12 protein-coding genes are annotated in these 15,352 nt (G+C 45.4%); 1 reads left to right on the forward strand and 11 read right to left on the reverse strand.

The genetic code is table 11. The annotated features are described in order from the left end of the window. Positions 1–23 precede the first annotated feature (23 nt). Positions 24–452, reverse strand: coding sequence for a transcriptional regulator MntR (gene mntR / locus EC604_RS00475; RefSeq protein WP_090922556.1), 429 nt, complete (start codon positions 450–452; stop codon positions 24–26). A gap of 186 nt (positions 453–638) precedes the next feature. On the opposite strand from mntR, the gene splB reads away from it, so the two are divergent. Then, positions 639–1,709, forward strand: a complete 1,071-nt coding sequence (gene splB, locus EC604_RS00480) for a spore photoproduct lyase (protein ID WP_123062272.1) — start codon at positions 639–641, stop codon at positions 1,707–1,709. Between the two features lie 107 nt (positions 1,710–1,816). Here the strand turns inward: splB and EC604_RS00485 are convergent, their stop codons facing one another. From EC604_RS00485 to pflB, 10 genes are all read right to left on the reverse strand, one after another. Then, positions 1,817–2,536 (reverse strand): cytochrome c biogenesis CcdA family protein, encoded by a 720-nt coding sequence (locus EC604_RS00485; protein ID WP_090922559.1) that lies wholly within the window; start codon positions 2,534–2,536, stop codon positions 1,817–1,819. Between the two features lie 76 nt (positions 2,537–2,612). Next, positions 2,613–3,416, reverse strand: coding sequence for a metal ABC transporter permease (locus tag EC604_RS00490; RefSeq protein WP_123062273.1), 804 nt, complete (start codon positions 3,414–3,416; stop codon positions 2,613–2,615). Between the two features lie 48 nt (positions 3,417–3,464). After that, the gene (locus EC604_RS00495) at positions 3,465–4,223 is read right to left on the reverse strand and encodes a metal ABC transporter ATP-binding protein (RefSeq protein ID WP_123062274.1); all 759 of its coding nucleotides are present in this window, start codon (positions 4,221–4,223) and stop codon (positions 3,465–3,467) included. A gap of 111 nt (positions 4,224–4,334) precedes the next feature. Next, positions 4,335–5,396 (reverse strand): metal ABC transporter substrate-binding protein, encoded by a 1,062-nt coding sequence (locus EC604_RS00500; protein ID WP_123062275.1) that lies wholly within the window; start codon positions 5,394–5,396, stop codon positions 4,335–4,337. Between the two features lie 263 nt (positions 5,397–5,659). Continuing rightward, on the reverse strand, positions 5,660–7,690 hold the full coding sequence (gene metG / locus EC604_RS00505) for a methionine--tRNA ligase (RefSeq protein WP_123062276.1): 2,031 nt from the start codon (positions 7,688–7,690) through the stop codon (positions 5,660–5,662). 493 nt (positions 7,691–8,183) lie between these two features. After that, entirely contained in the window at positions 8,184–8,438 is a 255-nt protein-coding gene (yidD, locus tag EC604_RS00510; protein WP_090922569.1) for a membrane protein insertion efficiency factor YidD, read from the reverse strand. 2 nt (positions 8,439–8,440) lie between these two features. Next, positions 8,441–8,911: a Fur family transcriptional regulator gene (locus tag EC604_RS00515; protein WP_123062277.1), complete on the reverse strand. Its 471-nt coding sequence runs from the start codon at positions 8,909–8,911 to the stop codon at positions 8,441–8,443. Positions 8,912–9,227: 316 nt separating this feature from the next. After that, positions 9,228–11,516, reverse strand: a complete 2,289-nt coding sequence (locus EC604_RS00520; protein WP_123062278.1) for a stalk domain-containing protein — start codon at positions 11,514–11,516, stop codon at positions 9,228–9,230. A 307-nt stretch (positions 11,517–11,823) separates the two neighbouring features. Beyond that, positions 11,824–12,576: a pyruvate formate-lyase-activating protein gene (gene pflA, locus EC604_RS00525; protein ID WP_123062279.1), complete on the reverse strand. Its 753-nt coding sequence runs from the start codon at positions 12,574–12,576 to the stop codon at positions 11,824–11,826. 86 nt (positions 12,577–12,662) lie between these two features. Continuing rightward, the gene (gene pflB, locus EC604_RS00530) at positions 12,663–14,921 is read right to left on the reverse strand and encodes a formate C-acetyltransferase (RefSeq protein WP_123062280.1); all 2,259 of its coding nucleotides are present in this window, start codon (positions 14,919–14,921) and stop codon (positions 12,663–12,665) included. Positions 14,922–15,352 lie beyond the last annotated feature (431 nt).

The raw sequence follows: 15,352 nt of genomic DNA on the forward strand, positions 1-15,352 counted from the left end.
TTATCAACTTATGAATTCAAGGCTCAAGAGTCCGTGTTACTCATGATTTCCTGAATGTTTTTTAGATCTTGCAGACGGCTCTCATCCTGACGGAAATATTCCACGAGAGACTCAATACATGTAATGGAATCCCAGCTTAAGTGATGTTCAATACCTTCTACGTCGTTATAAATGTTCTCTTCCTGAACACCGATCGTAGTTAGAAACTGCTCGAGCAAATGATGGCGCTCCATCAACCGTTTGCCCATTTTCTTCCCTTTTGGCGTCAGTACCAGCCCGCGGTACTTCTCATAGATCAGGTACTCGTCCTTGTCCAGCTTTTGGATCATCTTCGTCACGGATGAAGGATGTACTTCCAGTCCTTCAGCTATATCAGACACACGAGCATAGCCCTTTTCATCAATCAATTTGTATATACGCTCCAAATAATCTTCCATACTGGGCGTTGGCATCTGCTTCCCTCTCTTCTCTCTGACCGGTTCTACGCACCTGGTCCCTATCTTCTAATGATACATGTTATCAATGCGCATTGGCAAGTCCTACCCGATTCCGACCCGCCTTACACAAGGATTGGCAGGCGTGACTTCTGTTCATTTGGGGCAAACTAAGTCCAGTTTCGTACTGAAAGGAGTGATTCTGTGAGCACTAGCGTGGCCCAGCCCCCTGTTCGAAAAGCAAAGGGTACTAAACCCTTTATTCCCGATTTGGTGTATTTTGAACCGGGTGCACTTGAATATGAAAAAGGCAAACGGATTATGGAATGGGTAACCTCCCAAAACATTCCTTATCAGATGACCACTTCGCACAATCGAATCACCAACCTCCCTGGTGAGACAGAGCAAGAGAAATACCGGATGGCTAAGCGAACTCTGGTTGTAGGCGTACGCAAAACCCTGAAATTTGACCAGTCCAAACCCTCCGCTGAATATGCCATACCCATCTCAACCGGCTGTATGGGGCACTGCCATTATTGTTATCTTCAAACTACATTAGGTGCAAAGCCATACGTTCGCGTGTATGTAAACACGGAAGAAATCATTGAAGCTGCCAAAGGATACATTGAGGAACGCAAACCTGAAATTACCCGTTTCGAAGCAGCCTGTACCTCCGACCCCGTCGGGCTGGAACATATCACGGAAAACCTGAGCGACCTTATTCGTTTTATGGCTGATGAAGAATTCGGACGTTTACGCTTTGTGACGAAATATCATCACGTTGATCCGTTGCTTAACATCAAACATAATGGCCACACGCGTATCCGCTTCAGCGTGAACTCAGACTATGTTATCAAAAATTTTGAACCCGCAACTTCCCGCTTTGAAGAGCGAATTGAAGCTGCTGGGAAAATAGCCCATGCCGGGTATCCACTCGGTTTCATTATCGCTCCGATTATTTGGTACGATGGCTGGCAAGAAGGTTATGCTGAATTACTGCAAAAGCTGGCAGATACCTTGCCTGAAGAGGCTACCAAAGACCTGACGTTTGAAATGATTCAGCATCGTTTCACCAAAACGGCTAAAGCGACCATTGAGAAACGATATCCAAAAACCAAGCTGGAGATGGATATTGAGAAACGGAAAATGAAATGGGGCCGCTGGGGTCAGTACAAATATGTGTATAAAGATGACCAGCAAGATGCCCTGCGCGAATTCATTACAGAACGCATTTTCGAACACTTTCCTTTAGCCAACATTGACTATTTTACCTAATTCAACTCGTATATCATCAGATCAAAAAGCAGGTTGCATGTTCCAGAAAAGTTCTGGTTCCTGCAGCCTGCTTTCAATTATTTATTCTGCTGAAGAAGAAAAATGCTTCACGTTAAGTTGATCATCCAATCAGGTGTAATTTGCTGCAGCCAGATTGTTATTTGAGTCATCTGATCCGTGAATAGCAGGATGCCCATTAAGAGCATTAAGGCTCCGCCAATCTTCATCATGAGGTTTGAATAACGCAAAATCCAGCGTGTTGAGCCAATAAAGAACGCCAGAACGAAAAAAGGTAAAGCAAAGCCTACGGTATAACCTGTAATCAGTGTCAGCCAAGTTGAAGGTTCGCTCGCTGCCATGGCGATAATCGCCGTCAGAATCGGTCCGATACAAGGCGACCAGCCTGCTGAAAAACCAATCCCAAAAACGAAGGAACCTAAATACCCCGCCGGCTTCCATTTCATATCCAGTTTGCGTTCTTTCATCAAAAATTGCGGCTTGAATATGCCCAACAGAAACAGTCCCATTAACATAATTAAAATTGCGGACAGCTGACGAATCAAATCCCGGTTATCATTGAAAAATTGTCCAAATAATCCTGCACCCAGACCCAGCGAATAAAATACTGCAGAGAATCCGAGAATAAACGCCAGTGTATGCGTTAACGTCTTCAAGCGCACCTCTCGCTGATTCCGATCCTCTTTCAACTGTTGCACAGTCATTCCCGTGATGTATGAGAGATACGAAGGATATAGCGGAAGACAACACGGTGATATAAAAGAAGCGAGGCCAGCAACAAAAGCCAGCCATACATTAACATCAGGCATGAAGCAATGTCTCCCTTCCTGGTGCTCACTTGCTCTTAAGTACTTGTTTTCAAACGATGAGTGTAGTAGTCAGAAATCAGGCTCGGAACCCTTTTTTAGCAATCATCGTTAGGATCAGCATACCAATGAGCAGCAGTACAATCGTTGCTCCAGGTGCCAGGTTCCAGATCCCCGCTGTAACTAGTCCAATCACAACCGCAATCTCTCCGATGACCACCGACAGAATAATGGCTGATTTGAAGCTTCGAGCCATGAGCAGGCTGACGGCGACAGGAATGGTCAACAAGGCGGATACAAGCAGAGCACCCACGATCTTAATCGCCGTACTGATCACCAATGCTGTCATCACTGTAATTAACATATTCAGCATTTTGACTGGCAATCCGGTCACTGCAGCTGCGTCCTCCTCAAAGCTGAGCAGGAAAAACTCTTTATGTAGGAAGCCCACTACAATAACAACGATTAGCGTCACGATACCCACCAGCTTCAGATCCGTTGCGTCCAATGTGTAGATGCTACCAAACAAATAGCTCATCACATCCGCATTGTACCCTTTCCCCAGTGTAAAAAACAGCGAAGCCAGCGCTACGCCTCCAGACATAATAATCGCAATGGACAACTCAGCATAGCTCTTATATGCTTTACGCAACTTTTCAATAGCAAACGATGCGAGTACCGCAAAAATCAGACCAACGCCGATCGGGTATACCTCAATCAGAAAACCAAGCGCAACACCTGCGATCGTTACGTGTGACAACGTGTCTCCGATCATCGAGAGTCTTCGCAGTACAAGAAAAAGTCCAATCAGCGGAGCAGTGATCCCAATAAGCAAACCACCTGCAAGTGCACGCTGAAAAAAATCACTCCATAATATTTCCAAAACTAACACGACTCCTTCGGCCTATCATCTAATGGCCCACATACATAGCTAGCGTACCTGCGCGGTAGTATGCTGCAGGTTGGTTTCTGCACAATCCTCGATCTCATGCGAATGACGCACATGGAAATGGATCTTGCCATTCGTGAGCGCCGCTTCCGCGCCAAGATAACTCTCCATGCGATCCATATCATGTGACACCATGAGAAACGTCATTCGATGATGTTCATGCATATGGGTAATCAGTTCGAAAAAACTGGCTTGTGACTCTGCATCAATCCCCACGGTAGGTTCATCGAGAATCAATAGATCCGGGTGATTAATTAACGCACGGGCCAAAAAAACACGTTGTTGCTGACCGCCGGACAGTTGTCCAATACGTTTGTTTGCGATATCCTCGATTCTCATAACCTTCATTGCATCGATGCATTGTTGCTGACCTTGTCGAGAGATGCGGCGGAACATGTTTTTGTTGTTATACAAACCGGACATGACAACTTCACGAACAGTAGCCGGGAACAATGGATTAAATGCATTTTTTTGTGGCACATACCCGATCCTGTTCCAATCCTTGAATTTACGAATCGACTCCCCAAACAACTTGATATCCCCTTGTGCAGGAGGAAGCAGTCCTACCAACATACGAAGCAACGTTGTTTTCCCCGCTCCGTTCGAACCGATAATACCTACAAAGTCCCGTTGCTGAACCATAAAATTGAGATCTTGAATCACGCGCTGATCCCCGTAGGAAAAAGACAGATTTTCGATCTCGATAATCGGATCATGACATAATGGCATGATTTGCTGCATGGCAAAGCCGCCCTTCATAATAAATAAAAATACGTAAATTTGCTATTTAACATTCCAAAAGTCTTCGCCGATGGAACAGCAAAGACTTCTGGATGTTTACCTTCATTCTTCTTATTTTAATGCGATCAGCAGATTTTGCAAATTTTTCTGCATCAGGGTGAAATAATCATCTTTGTTGTTCACCTGTTCCTGAGTCAGACCCTCTACCGGATTTAACACCATCGTTTCTACCCCTGCTTCACTTGCCAACGTTTTAGCTAATTTGTCGGACACAAGCTCTTCAAAGAAAATGTACTTGATGCCTTCATCTTTAACCAGCTTAGCCAGTTTTACAATATCCTGTCCAGTTGGTTCTGCATCCGGGGACAGTCCCATGATGGCATGTTGCTTCAAACCATAATCACGAGCAAGATAACCAAACGCTTGGTGCGAAACCACAATTTCCTTGTTTGGTACGGACGCTAATTCATTCGTGAAACGCCGATCCAGTGCTTCAAGTTTGGTATGAAGCTCCTCATAACGTTGCTCATAACCTGCCTTATGTTCAGGATCAACTTCTACTAAACTGTTCTTGATATTTTCCGCCATGATCATTGCTGATTTGGGGCTAACCCATGTATGAGGATCGATATGATGGTCGGCTATCTGTTCCTCATTGCCACTCTCGTCTGCATGATCATCGGCATGTTCATCCTCATGCTCTTCACCATGTCCGTGACCATCGTCTCCTTCTGCTGATAACAACTTGATACCTTCGCTGACTGCAACGGATTTTACTTTTGTATCACTGTTCAGTGATTTCAAAAAGTTGGGCACCCATCCTTCCAAACCTGCACCATTGTAAAGGAAAAGCTGTGCCTTGGACGTGTTCACAATATCCTGGCTCTTCGGTGTCCAGTCGTGTGGCTCTACTCCTGTAGGCAGCAGGTTAATGACATTGGCATCCTCTCCGCCAATCGCTGCAGTAAACGCATATACCGGGTAAAACGTGGTCACCACATTAACTTTACCTTCCACAATCTTGGCTGTTTTCTCGCTGTTCTGCCCACATGCGGACAGTACAAACAAACTAAGTATAAGCAGACCGCTCCAAAGTAGCTTCCTTGTACTCCGTTTGCCAAGTTTGCTGGAACGATCTAATCGAGCTTGTCTCTTCTTTTGAATAAATGTCATATATGATTCACTCCGCATCTCTTAATCGTAAACATTACTGAAAGAATTATAGGTAACATACCCCCAATTGTCAAGGCTCGTGTCCTATTCATTCTTTCCCGAAGTGCAGAGTTCATAACAATATATGCTTGTTCTTCTGTTATCAGCTCTTTTTTCAGCATAAAAAAGCGGTCCGAATCACTTCGGACCACCCTTGGTTCAAACTTGTGACAATCTCTGTACGATGGATCAACCTAGTTGAGTTGTCTTGTTTTAGAAACTATTTATTTCACTTGCGCGCCGTTTGGCATGCTGTCCGGTACGGTAGCCAGGGTCAGCTGATCCCCATGAGAAGCTGCCAGGATCATACCTTGAGACAGCTCTCCGCGCAGTTTTACTGGTTTAAGATTGGTCACACAGATGACTTTACGTCCAACCATCTCTTCTGGCGAATAAAACTTGGCGATACCAGATACAACCTGACGTTGCTCATAACCAAGATCCAGTTGCAGCTTAAGCAATTTATCTGCCTTTTTAACAGGCTCACAAGCGATAACTTGTGCCACACGCAGCTCAACTTTGGAAAAATCATCAATGGCGATCTCTTCCTTGCCTTCAGGTGCAGTTACCGGTTCTGCTGAAGCTGGAGTAGTTGCTTCTGCTTCTGCCTGACTTGCATCGGACTGCGTTGCTTTTTGTCCACCTGTCATCGCTTCGGAGATGTATGCAATTTCCTGTTCTGCATCCAGACGCGGGAAGATAGGTTCGCCTTTGTGCAGCGAATTGCCTTCAGGTATAATGCCCCATTGTTTCGCTGAATCCCAAGCCGTCAGCTCACCTTCCTGAACACCCAGCTGTTCCCAGATTTTGCGCGGCGCACGAGTCAGGAACGGTTGCAACAGAATGGAAGCAATCCGTAAACTTTCAATTAGATGAGACATCACGGATGCCAGCTCATCCCGTTTCGCTTCATCACGTGCCAGAGCCCATGGCTGTGTTTCGTCAATATATTTGTTGCTGCGGCTAACAAATTGACTGATCGCTGTAAGCGCCACAGAAAACTGCAAGTTCTCCATCGCTTGCTCCACTTTTTCCACCGTTGCATGTCCTGCTTCTTCCAGCGAAGCATCAAACTCCGTTACATTGGAAGCAAATGCAGGAGCTTTGCCCTCAAAGTATTTGTCCACCATCGCGACAGTCCGGTTCAGCAGGTTACCCAGGTCGTTTGCAAGATCAGAGTTCACACGCTCTACGAAGCTTTCCGGTGTAAATGTACCATCGGAACCGAACGGTACTTCACGCAGCAAATAGTAACGAAGCGAATCCAGACCGTAACGATCAATCAGGGTTACCGGGTCCACTACGTTCCCTTTGGATTTGGACATTTTGCCATCTTTCATCAGCAGCCAGCCGTGTGCAAATACCTTTTTCGGTAATGGCAGATCCAGCGCCATGAGCATGATTGGCCAATAAATCGTATGGAAACGAACAATTTCTTTGCCCACCAGGTGAACATCCGCTGGCCAGAACTTGTCGTACAATGTAGCATCCGAAGAGCCGTAGCCCAGTGCTGTAATGTAGTTGGACAACGCGTCAATCCATACGTAAACAACGTGTTTCGGATCACCCTTGACTTTGACACCCCACTCAAATGTCGTACGGGATACGGCCAAATCTTCAAGCCCTGGCTTGATGAAGTTGTTGATCATCTCGTTTTTACGGGATTCCGGTTGAATAAAACCAGGATTCTCTTCATAATATTTCAGCAAGCGATCAGCGTATTTACTCATGCGGAGGAAGTATGATTCTTCTTTGACGAGTTCCACCGGATGACCGCTGTCCGGACTTTTAGCCGCGATAATCTCGCCTTGTTCATTCTTTTCTACATCCACCAGTTGTGTTTCAGTGTAATAGGTTTCATCCGGTATGCTGTACCAGCCTTCGTACTCACCTTTATAAATATCTCCCTGCTTCAGCAAACGATCAAAGATATCTTGTACAACGGTTTTGTGACGCTCGTCGGTTGTGCGAATGAAGTCATCATTGGAGATATCCAGCTTGTTCCACAGTTCTTTAATGCCTGCGACAATCTCATCAACAAAGGCCTGTGGAGACAAACCCTTCTCCTGAGCCTTGCGCTCAATCTTCTGGCCATGTTCATCGGTACCTGTCAGATAACGCACCTCGTATCCGCGCAAACGTTTGTAACGAGACATCGCATCACCTGCTACCGTTGTGTACGCATGCCCGATATGTAGCTTGTCGCTTGGATAATAAATCGGTGTTGTCAAATAAAATGTTTTTTGATCCGTCATGAATGACTTCTCCTCCTTCAATTGTCTAACGAATACGTGCAATTGTTCGAATGGAAACATGTTCCTGATCCGAAAATGAACACAAAAAAACTCCCGCCCTGTATGGGACGAGAGTATCTCTCACGTGTTACCACCCAATTTCCCCGCATTTTTCGCAAAACGCAGGCTCTTCCGGTCCTTCGACCGCCCATTAACGCTGGATCACGCCTCAGGCTTACGACAATAGCGACAAGTCGCCGATTGTACGCTCGAAAGAGGTTCCTCCGGGACCATCTTCCATCCTCCTCCCAGACCGGTTCTCAGCTTCTCCGGCTCTCTGCACTGGGGGTGTGTCTGTACTTATCCCTTCACTGGAAAATCATATACAAAAAATATACTGAAATGCGGACCATGTTGTCAAGTATACCGCTGAATAGAGCCAAGTTTATGGGTTCCAGTTACCTGCTCAATACCACTTTAATCAGCAAAAATGAACATCAGGCTCTTCTGCACATTACGGTTCGGATATCACTACATTTTTCTCCACCTTTGGCGGAACCAAATCTACACCGCCCGGATGAAACGGATGACATTTGGCAATCCGTTTCGCCGCTAGCAACGAACCTTTGAGTGCACCGTGCACTTCAATAGCTTCCATCGCATATGCCGAACACGTAGGATAGAATCGGCATGTTGGCGGTTTTAAGGGAGAGATATAATTGCGGTACACCCGGATCGGAGCTTGCACGATTCTACGCGAAAGTTTCATCTTCAATTCTTCCCGTGGCTATGTGCATGCTGATGGGCAGATGACTTCTTCGCTGGAGCATGTTCAGCACAGTCCTTGCAGTATCCGAACACTTCAAACTTGTGATCCACGACCTGAAATTGCTCGGGAGCATCAGCAAGTTGCATTGGACAAAAAACGATCGGGTAGGTCTTCTGACACTTCAGGCAGATCATATGATGATGATGGTGGCCTTCACTACAATGCGCTCTGAATTTCACTCCATCTTCAAAGATCACTTGCTCCAGCACACCCAGTTCCTGCATCACACGCAAGTTCCGATACACCGTGTCAAAGCTTAATCCGCTGTAAGTCTTACCCATATATTCGTAGACGTCCTTGGGTGTAAGATACCCTGGAGATTCGGCAAATAACCGTGCAAGTGTCTTACGTTGATCGGTTATACGAAGTCCCTGTGAGGACATGGTCGTTATAATTTCTTCCGTCGACAGCATGATTTAAAGCACCTCCTGTCATACAAACCTTTTGCATTCTTCATCATGCGACAAAAACTTTTGGACAAAAGCCGTTGGTTCTGCTCTTTTGGTATACCTCTAATAATGCATGAAATGGAGATCAGAGTCAACGAAGCTCTGCAACGCATAGCCGTTTTTACTCAAATTGAAAACTTAAACTAAAAACAAAGGACCCCAAATATGGAGTCCTTCGATTGACGGTTCAGAATATAGGTCATACAGGTGACTTTTGGGGTGAACGGGTATATAAAATATAAGCTTTCACTCCAAACCGTACGGTTTGATTCGCAAAATATTACTTCTCAGCTGGAAGCGGTGTAAACAGAATATTTACCGGCAAGTTGCTTCCTGGTGCAGCAGAGAAAATAATGGTTACACTTTCACCGTAAGAACCTGTGCGATACAGCACATTCTGTTCATTCGGCGCACTTAGAGATTGGCTGTTATTCGATAACTGTACCAACTGTCCGTTTACAAGTGCTGAACCATAATACTTGCCTCCGCGAGGATTAAACGAAATCAGTGTACGCGGAGCAACATTGTTCAAGGTAATTTTGTACAGTACACCGAAATTACCAGCGTTAGAAGCGCTTGTGAAAGCCATCGGGTCTGTGCCGTCGAGATTCGGATCACTTGCATTATCTCCTAATGGCAGACGGGAAGGCTTCGTGCCAACTTCCTGATCGTACGTAATAATTCGTGTTGCGTTTGGATAAGTCCCACGGTTATGAACGCCGTCACGGTCCAGAACCGGCAAGGAAGACAATACGGCCATCGGATCTTTATTTTCTTCGATCATTACAATGTTGTAGTCAAGAGTATAATCACTGAAAGCGTCGGAATAAAGGGAGATGACCTGCCCCTCTTTCATCGAAATATTGTTCAATTCAGTCAGAATCAATTTGCTTTCTCCTGGCTGGATGTATACTTTCTTCGAATCTGCTCCCGTTTGCATGGATTTGAACCATTTATCGATGGACAATTTACCCGCAACGGTTGCAAATGGCGTCGGTCCTGCAAAGCCCATATTTTGCTGGTCGAATACAGCTGTGTATGGATTGTTATTGGTAGCAATCACATACATTTTCACTCTTTTGCCCGTATTATTGACATGGTGAATCATGAAACGCGTCTGTCCAAAGGAAGATTCCTTGTAGACGATGCCTTCCTGGTTAACGGTTTCCGGACTGTTACTACGAATAAGCAAGCTTGGTTCATCCGTGTACGTAAATGGTACTTTTTCCATAGCAGGAACTTCCCCGCCGTTGAATGTAAATTTGTCCCCTACAGGTACGAACAATTTGTTGAAATCAGACTGATTATACAGCGTTTCGCTTGTGATCATAATCTCTTTCGTATAGGTGTTGCTCAGACCATGCTGATCTGTAACAGTAAGTGATACCGTCTTAGGTCCCGGAAGGAAAAATGCGAGTGCATTGTTGCTCCAGTCTCTTTTGATGATCGCATCCTCATCATCTGTACTTTGGTCGGTGTAGGAGATTTTTTCACCCATTTTGTATTCTTCCTTGTCTGTAGTAAACATCGCTACTGGGGGAAGATTCGGACGCTCCACCTTGATCGTAAGCGTATACGGGTTACTCCATTGACCACTCGAATCTTGAACCGTGTAAGTCACAGTGTAAACTCCCGGCTGATCAAAGGAATCTTGACGTCCAGTCCACTGCTCATCCACAATAGGAAGGCCGTTCGGTGAACTATTTTTAGTCGTGTAGATCACTTGATCCCCTGCAAAAATTTCCTTTTGTACCGTAAAGCTGGCTACAGGTTTAGTGTTAAGCTTCAACACAACCGTCTTCGCAGACTGATTAACGGTATATGTGATGTTCAGCGCTTGTGTGATAGATGTCAATGGAATCATGAACGTGTTTTTTTCTTGATAAGCTGGGCCTTTCATCGTTCTGGATTCTCCGTTAACGGTATACACTTTGCTGTTTGTTTTGAAACGAAGTTCGTCCGTACCGCTGAGAATGATGGTCTCTTTGGTTTTATTATCGTACTTCACGTCGTAACCTACCCGATCAACCAATGCACGAATGGCCACGTAAGAAACACCATTTTTTACGGCCATCGGCTGTCCAGCCAGATACGTTTTTCCATCCTGAATCATCTTGTTGCTGTTCATATAAAGTGTCAGGTCTCCGGCCGATCGCACAGTCGCATCTGTTCCACCAGTCGTAGGTTGCTCTACTTCAGCAGGTGTTGGTGTGTTTGTTTCTTCACCTGTTCCTTGTTGTTCCCCGTTTGCTTCTGTTGCCGGATTTACCGGTGTAGCTTCTGTTCCAGAAGGACCTGTTGTTCCCTGATCCGTTTCTATGGCACTTTCATTGTTGGCAGGTTGTGTGTTGTTTGATGGATTGTTAGCAGGATCAGTCGTTGCTCCTGATTTCACTTCGGACTCAGCAATTGGCTGTTCTCTCTTCACAACCTCAACGGATTTCACTTTTGCGGTATTCACTGGCGTAGCTTCGCTTGATTCTGCTGCTTGTGCATTCGCAGGAATGACTGCAAACGCCTGAAAAACAGCAAAAGCGGTTAGTATGGACAACTTCTTCTTCAAATTCATTCTTTGTCTTTGGCTCCTTCTGCTCCCATTTTATTAATATCCCCTCTAAAAGTCATATGATTAGACGCTCAGAAACGGGAAAAGTTGCTAAAAATAATGAATAAGAATTGTAAACTTTTAATAGAAGTGAAAAACTATGAAAATAGTTATCTGTTAATATAAACAAGCTATATGAGTTGAACTAAAGATTTGCACAGCCCCAATGCAGAAGTATTGGTTATACCCGTTCAGAGTGAAAATATAAAAAAACAACCTCTACGAAATAATATTCGTAAAGGTTGCTTGTCTATAGATCTCCGCTTACCGCTTACTTCCCTGAACAAGTGACACCAGCCGTTTCTGCACGACCTTGCTCAATCAGGCGATATGCCCGTTCAACTTCTTCTTCGGTTGGTGAAGGTACGCCATCCAGCGGATAAACTTTACCCAGCGCTTCCCATTTGTAAATCCCCATTTGATGATAAGGAAGAATTTCGAACTTCTCCACCCCATTCAGCGTGCCAATGAAACGCCCGAGATTCAATAAATCCTCTTCCTGATCATGAATACCAGGCACGTATACATGTCTGATCCACATTTTTCGACCATGATCGGATAACCATCTTGCGGTCTTTAACGTACGTTCATTGGATTTCCCCGTCAGCTTGATGTGTTTCTCGTCATCAATATGCTTTAGATCGAGTAATACTAGGTCTGTATGATCAAGTAAGTCATGAATGCGATCCGGTTCATTGAACCCGTTGCTATCCAGTGTCGTATGAAGCCCCCAGCGACGTTTGACTTCCTTGAATATTTCTGCGACAAAGTGAGCTTGCAGGGTAGGTTCTCCGCCAGATATGGTAAGTCCACCGCCAGAGCTACGGTAGTAGGACAGGTACGGCTGGATTTCAGCCAGTACCTCCTCCAGTGTCATCTCTTTCCCGCCATCCAATGCCCAAGTGTCAGGGTTGTGGCAGTACTGACATTTGAGCAGGCATCCTTGCATAAAAAGCACGAAGCGGATGCCTGGGCCGTCAACCGTCCCGAAAGTTTCGAGTGAATGAATATGTCCGTTCATCATGTTGCCTCTTCCTTTCTTTTCGCATCCGCTATGCGCCTGCTTTTATGTTGAATAAGAATACTTGACTGGAATACTGGAAAAGTGACTTACATCGAACCGTGGAACGTACGGTTGATAACATCCAGCTGTTGCTCACGCGTCAGTTTAATGAAGTTAACTGCGTAACCCGACACCCGCACAGTCAATTGCGGATATTGTTCCGGGTGATCCATTGCATCAATCAGTTGCTGACGATCAAATACGTTTACGTTCAAGTGATGCGCATTTTGACCGAAGTATCCATCCATCATTGCGGTCAGATTGGATTTGCGTGTCGCATCTTCTTTCCCCAGTGCTTTTGGCACAATGGAGAAGGTGTTGGAAATACCGTCAAGGCTGTGTTCATAAGGCAGTTTCGCTACCGAGCCGAGCGATGCCAGTGCACCTTTTTTATCCCGACCATGCATTGGGTTTGCCCCTGGTGCAAATGGTTCGCCTGCTTTACGTCCATCAGGTGTTGTTCCTGTTTTCTTGCCGTACACCACATTGGAAGTGATGGTCAGTACAGATTGCGTTGGCATTGCGTTACGATAGGCTTTGTGCTTGCGAATCATACTCATGAAGCTTTCCACCAGTTCTACAGCAATGTTATCTACACTGTCATCGTTGTTGCCGTAGCAAGGGAATTCACCTTCAATTTCAAAGTCAACAGCAATGCCTTGCTCGTTGCGGATCGGTTTAACTTTGGCATATTTGATCGCACTGAGCGAGTCCGCTGCTACCGACAGTCCGGCGATGCCACAAGCCATCGTACGCAGAATGTCTCGGTCATGGAGTGCCATTTCGATACGTTCGTAGCTGTACTTATCATGCATATAGTGGATCACGTTAAGAGTGTTCATGTACAGTTTAGCGAGCCACTCCATCATCGGTTTGAAGCGTTTCATGACTTCATTGTAGTCCAGTACCTCACTTGTAATGGCAGGATATTCTGGACCAACCTGTGCTCCCGATTTTTCGTCACGTCCACCGTTGATTGCATACAGCAATGCTTTCGCCAAGTTGGCACGTGCGCCGAAGAATTGCATTTGTTTACCGATCTTCATTGCGGATACACAGCAGGCAATACCGTAATCATCGCCATAGATTGGGCGCATCAGATCATCATTTTCATACTGGATGGAACTGGTTTCAATAGATACTTTACTGCAATAATCTTTGAAAGCTTCAGGCAGCTTCGTGGACCATAGGACGGTCAAGTTCGGCTCTGGAGCAGGTCCCAGGTTGTGCAGTGTGTGCAGGAAACGGAAGCTGTTTTTAGTTACGCGTGTTTCGCCGTTAACGGACATTCCGCCGATGGACTCCGTTACCCACGTTGGGTCACCACTGAACAATTCGTTGTAATCCGGCGTGCGCAGGAATTTGACAATCCGCAGTTTCATGACAAAGTGGTCAACTAATTCTTGTGCTTGTTCTTCTGTCAAGATACCTTCTTGCAGATCACGTTCAATGTAGATATCCAGGAAGGAAGATACACGTCCAAGGGACATTGCAGCACCATTCTGTTCTTTAATCGCTGCGAGGTAACCGAAATACAGCCACTGGAATGCTTCTTTAGCCGTAGTTGCTGGTAATGAAATATCGAAGCCATGCATCTCACCCAGTTGTTTCAGTTCTTGCAGTGCACGAATCTGTTCGGACAACTCTTCGCGCAAACGAATGACATCTTCATCAATCACGTCGACTTCCAGTGCATTGAGTTCACCTTTTTTGTTACGAATCAGGAAGTCTACCCCGTACAAAGCAACCCGGCGATAGTCACCGATGATCCGGCCACGGCCGTAAGCATCTGGCAAACCTGTGATAATACCGGCTTTACGTGCTGCACGCATCTCTGCTGTGTAAGCATCAAATACACCTTGGTTATGCGTTTTACGAATGTTTGTAAATATATCAATGACACCTTGAGGCATTTCAAAACCATATGCTTCACAAGCATCAATCATCATACGAATTCCGCCGAATGGCTGAATGGAACGTCTGAATGGAGCGTCTGTCTGAACTCCGACAATCTGCTCTTTCGACTGATCCAGATAACCCGGTTGGTGTGATGTAATGGTAGAAGGTGTGTTTACATCCACATCAAGCACGCCGCCATTATCGCGTTCTTTTTTAGTCAGGTCCGATACGATATCCCACAATTCTTTGGTATTCTGGGTAGCGCCTGCGAGGAAAGCTTCATCCCCGTAATATGGAGACAGATTGTGTACCAGAAAATTATTCACATCTACGGTCTTGGTCCAAGTTCCTTTAGTAAAGTTTCTCCAGCCTGTTTGTTGTTTGACATCTTTTTCGATCACCGACATCTTAATCCCTCCGCTTTTTTGGATTTCTGGACACATCACATTGTTGCAGTACACGTATCATCAGATGTCCAGATCCGCGATTGATGTGAATTGTTTCACATGAGCCGGAACACTTTTTCTCTAGTTGGGAACCGGAACCGCGGAATGATTGTTTTCTTTACATTTTCAGTATACGTCGAGCTGGTTTCATCATCTGTGATTTTTGTCACAAACTTTGGACGTTGTCTTATTGCACGATACGAGGGTTGTTCACCCTTGACCACTTCGCGGGCAGAACCACTTCAGATCGCTGTTATCCCCGGATTTTTTAGATCCACTTTTCCAAAGTGAAAATCCGGGGATAAGCGTATGCTTCCGATGTAGCTTTCTTTCAGAAAGCTTTCAAGCGAACGCTTCGCCTCTCCGTTTTTCTGCCCTCTCTGCTTCACCTA

It is taken from the genome of Paenibacillus amylolyticus (genome assembly GCF_003719335.1).
GTDB lineage: Bacteria > Bacillota > Bacilli > Paenibacillales > Paenibacillaceae > Paenibacillus > Paenibacillus amylolyticus_D.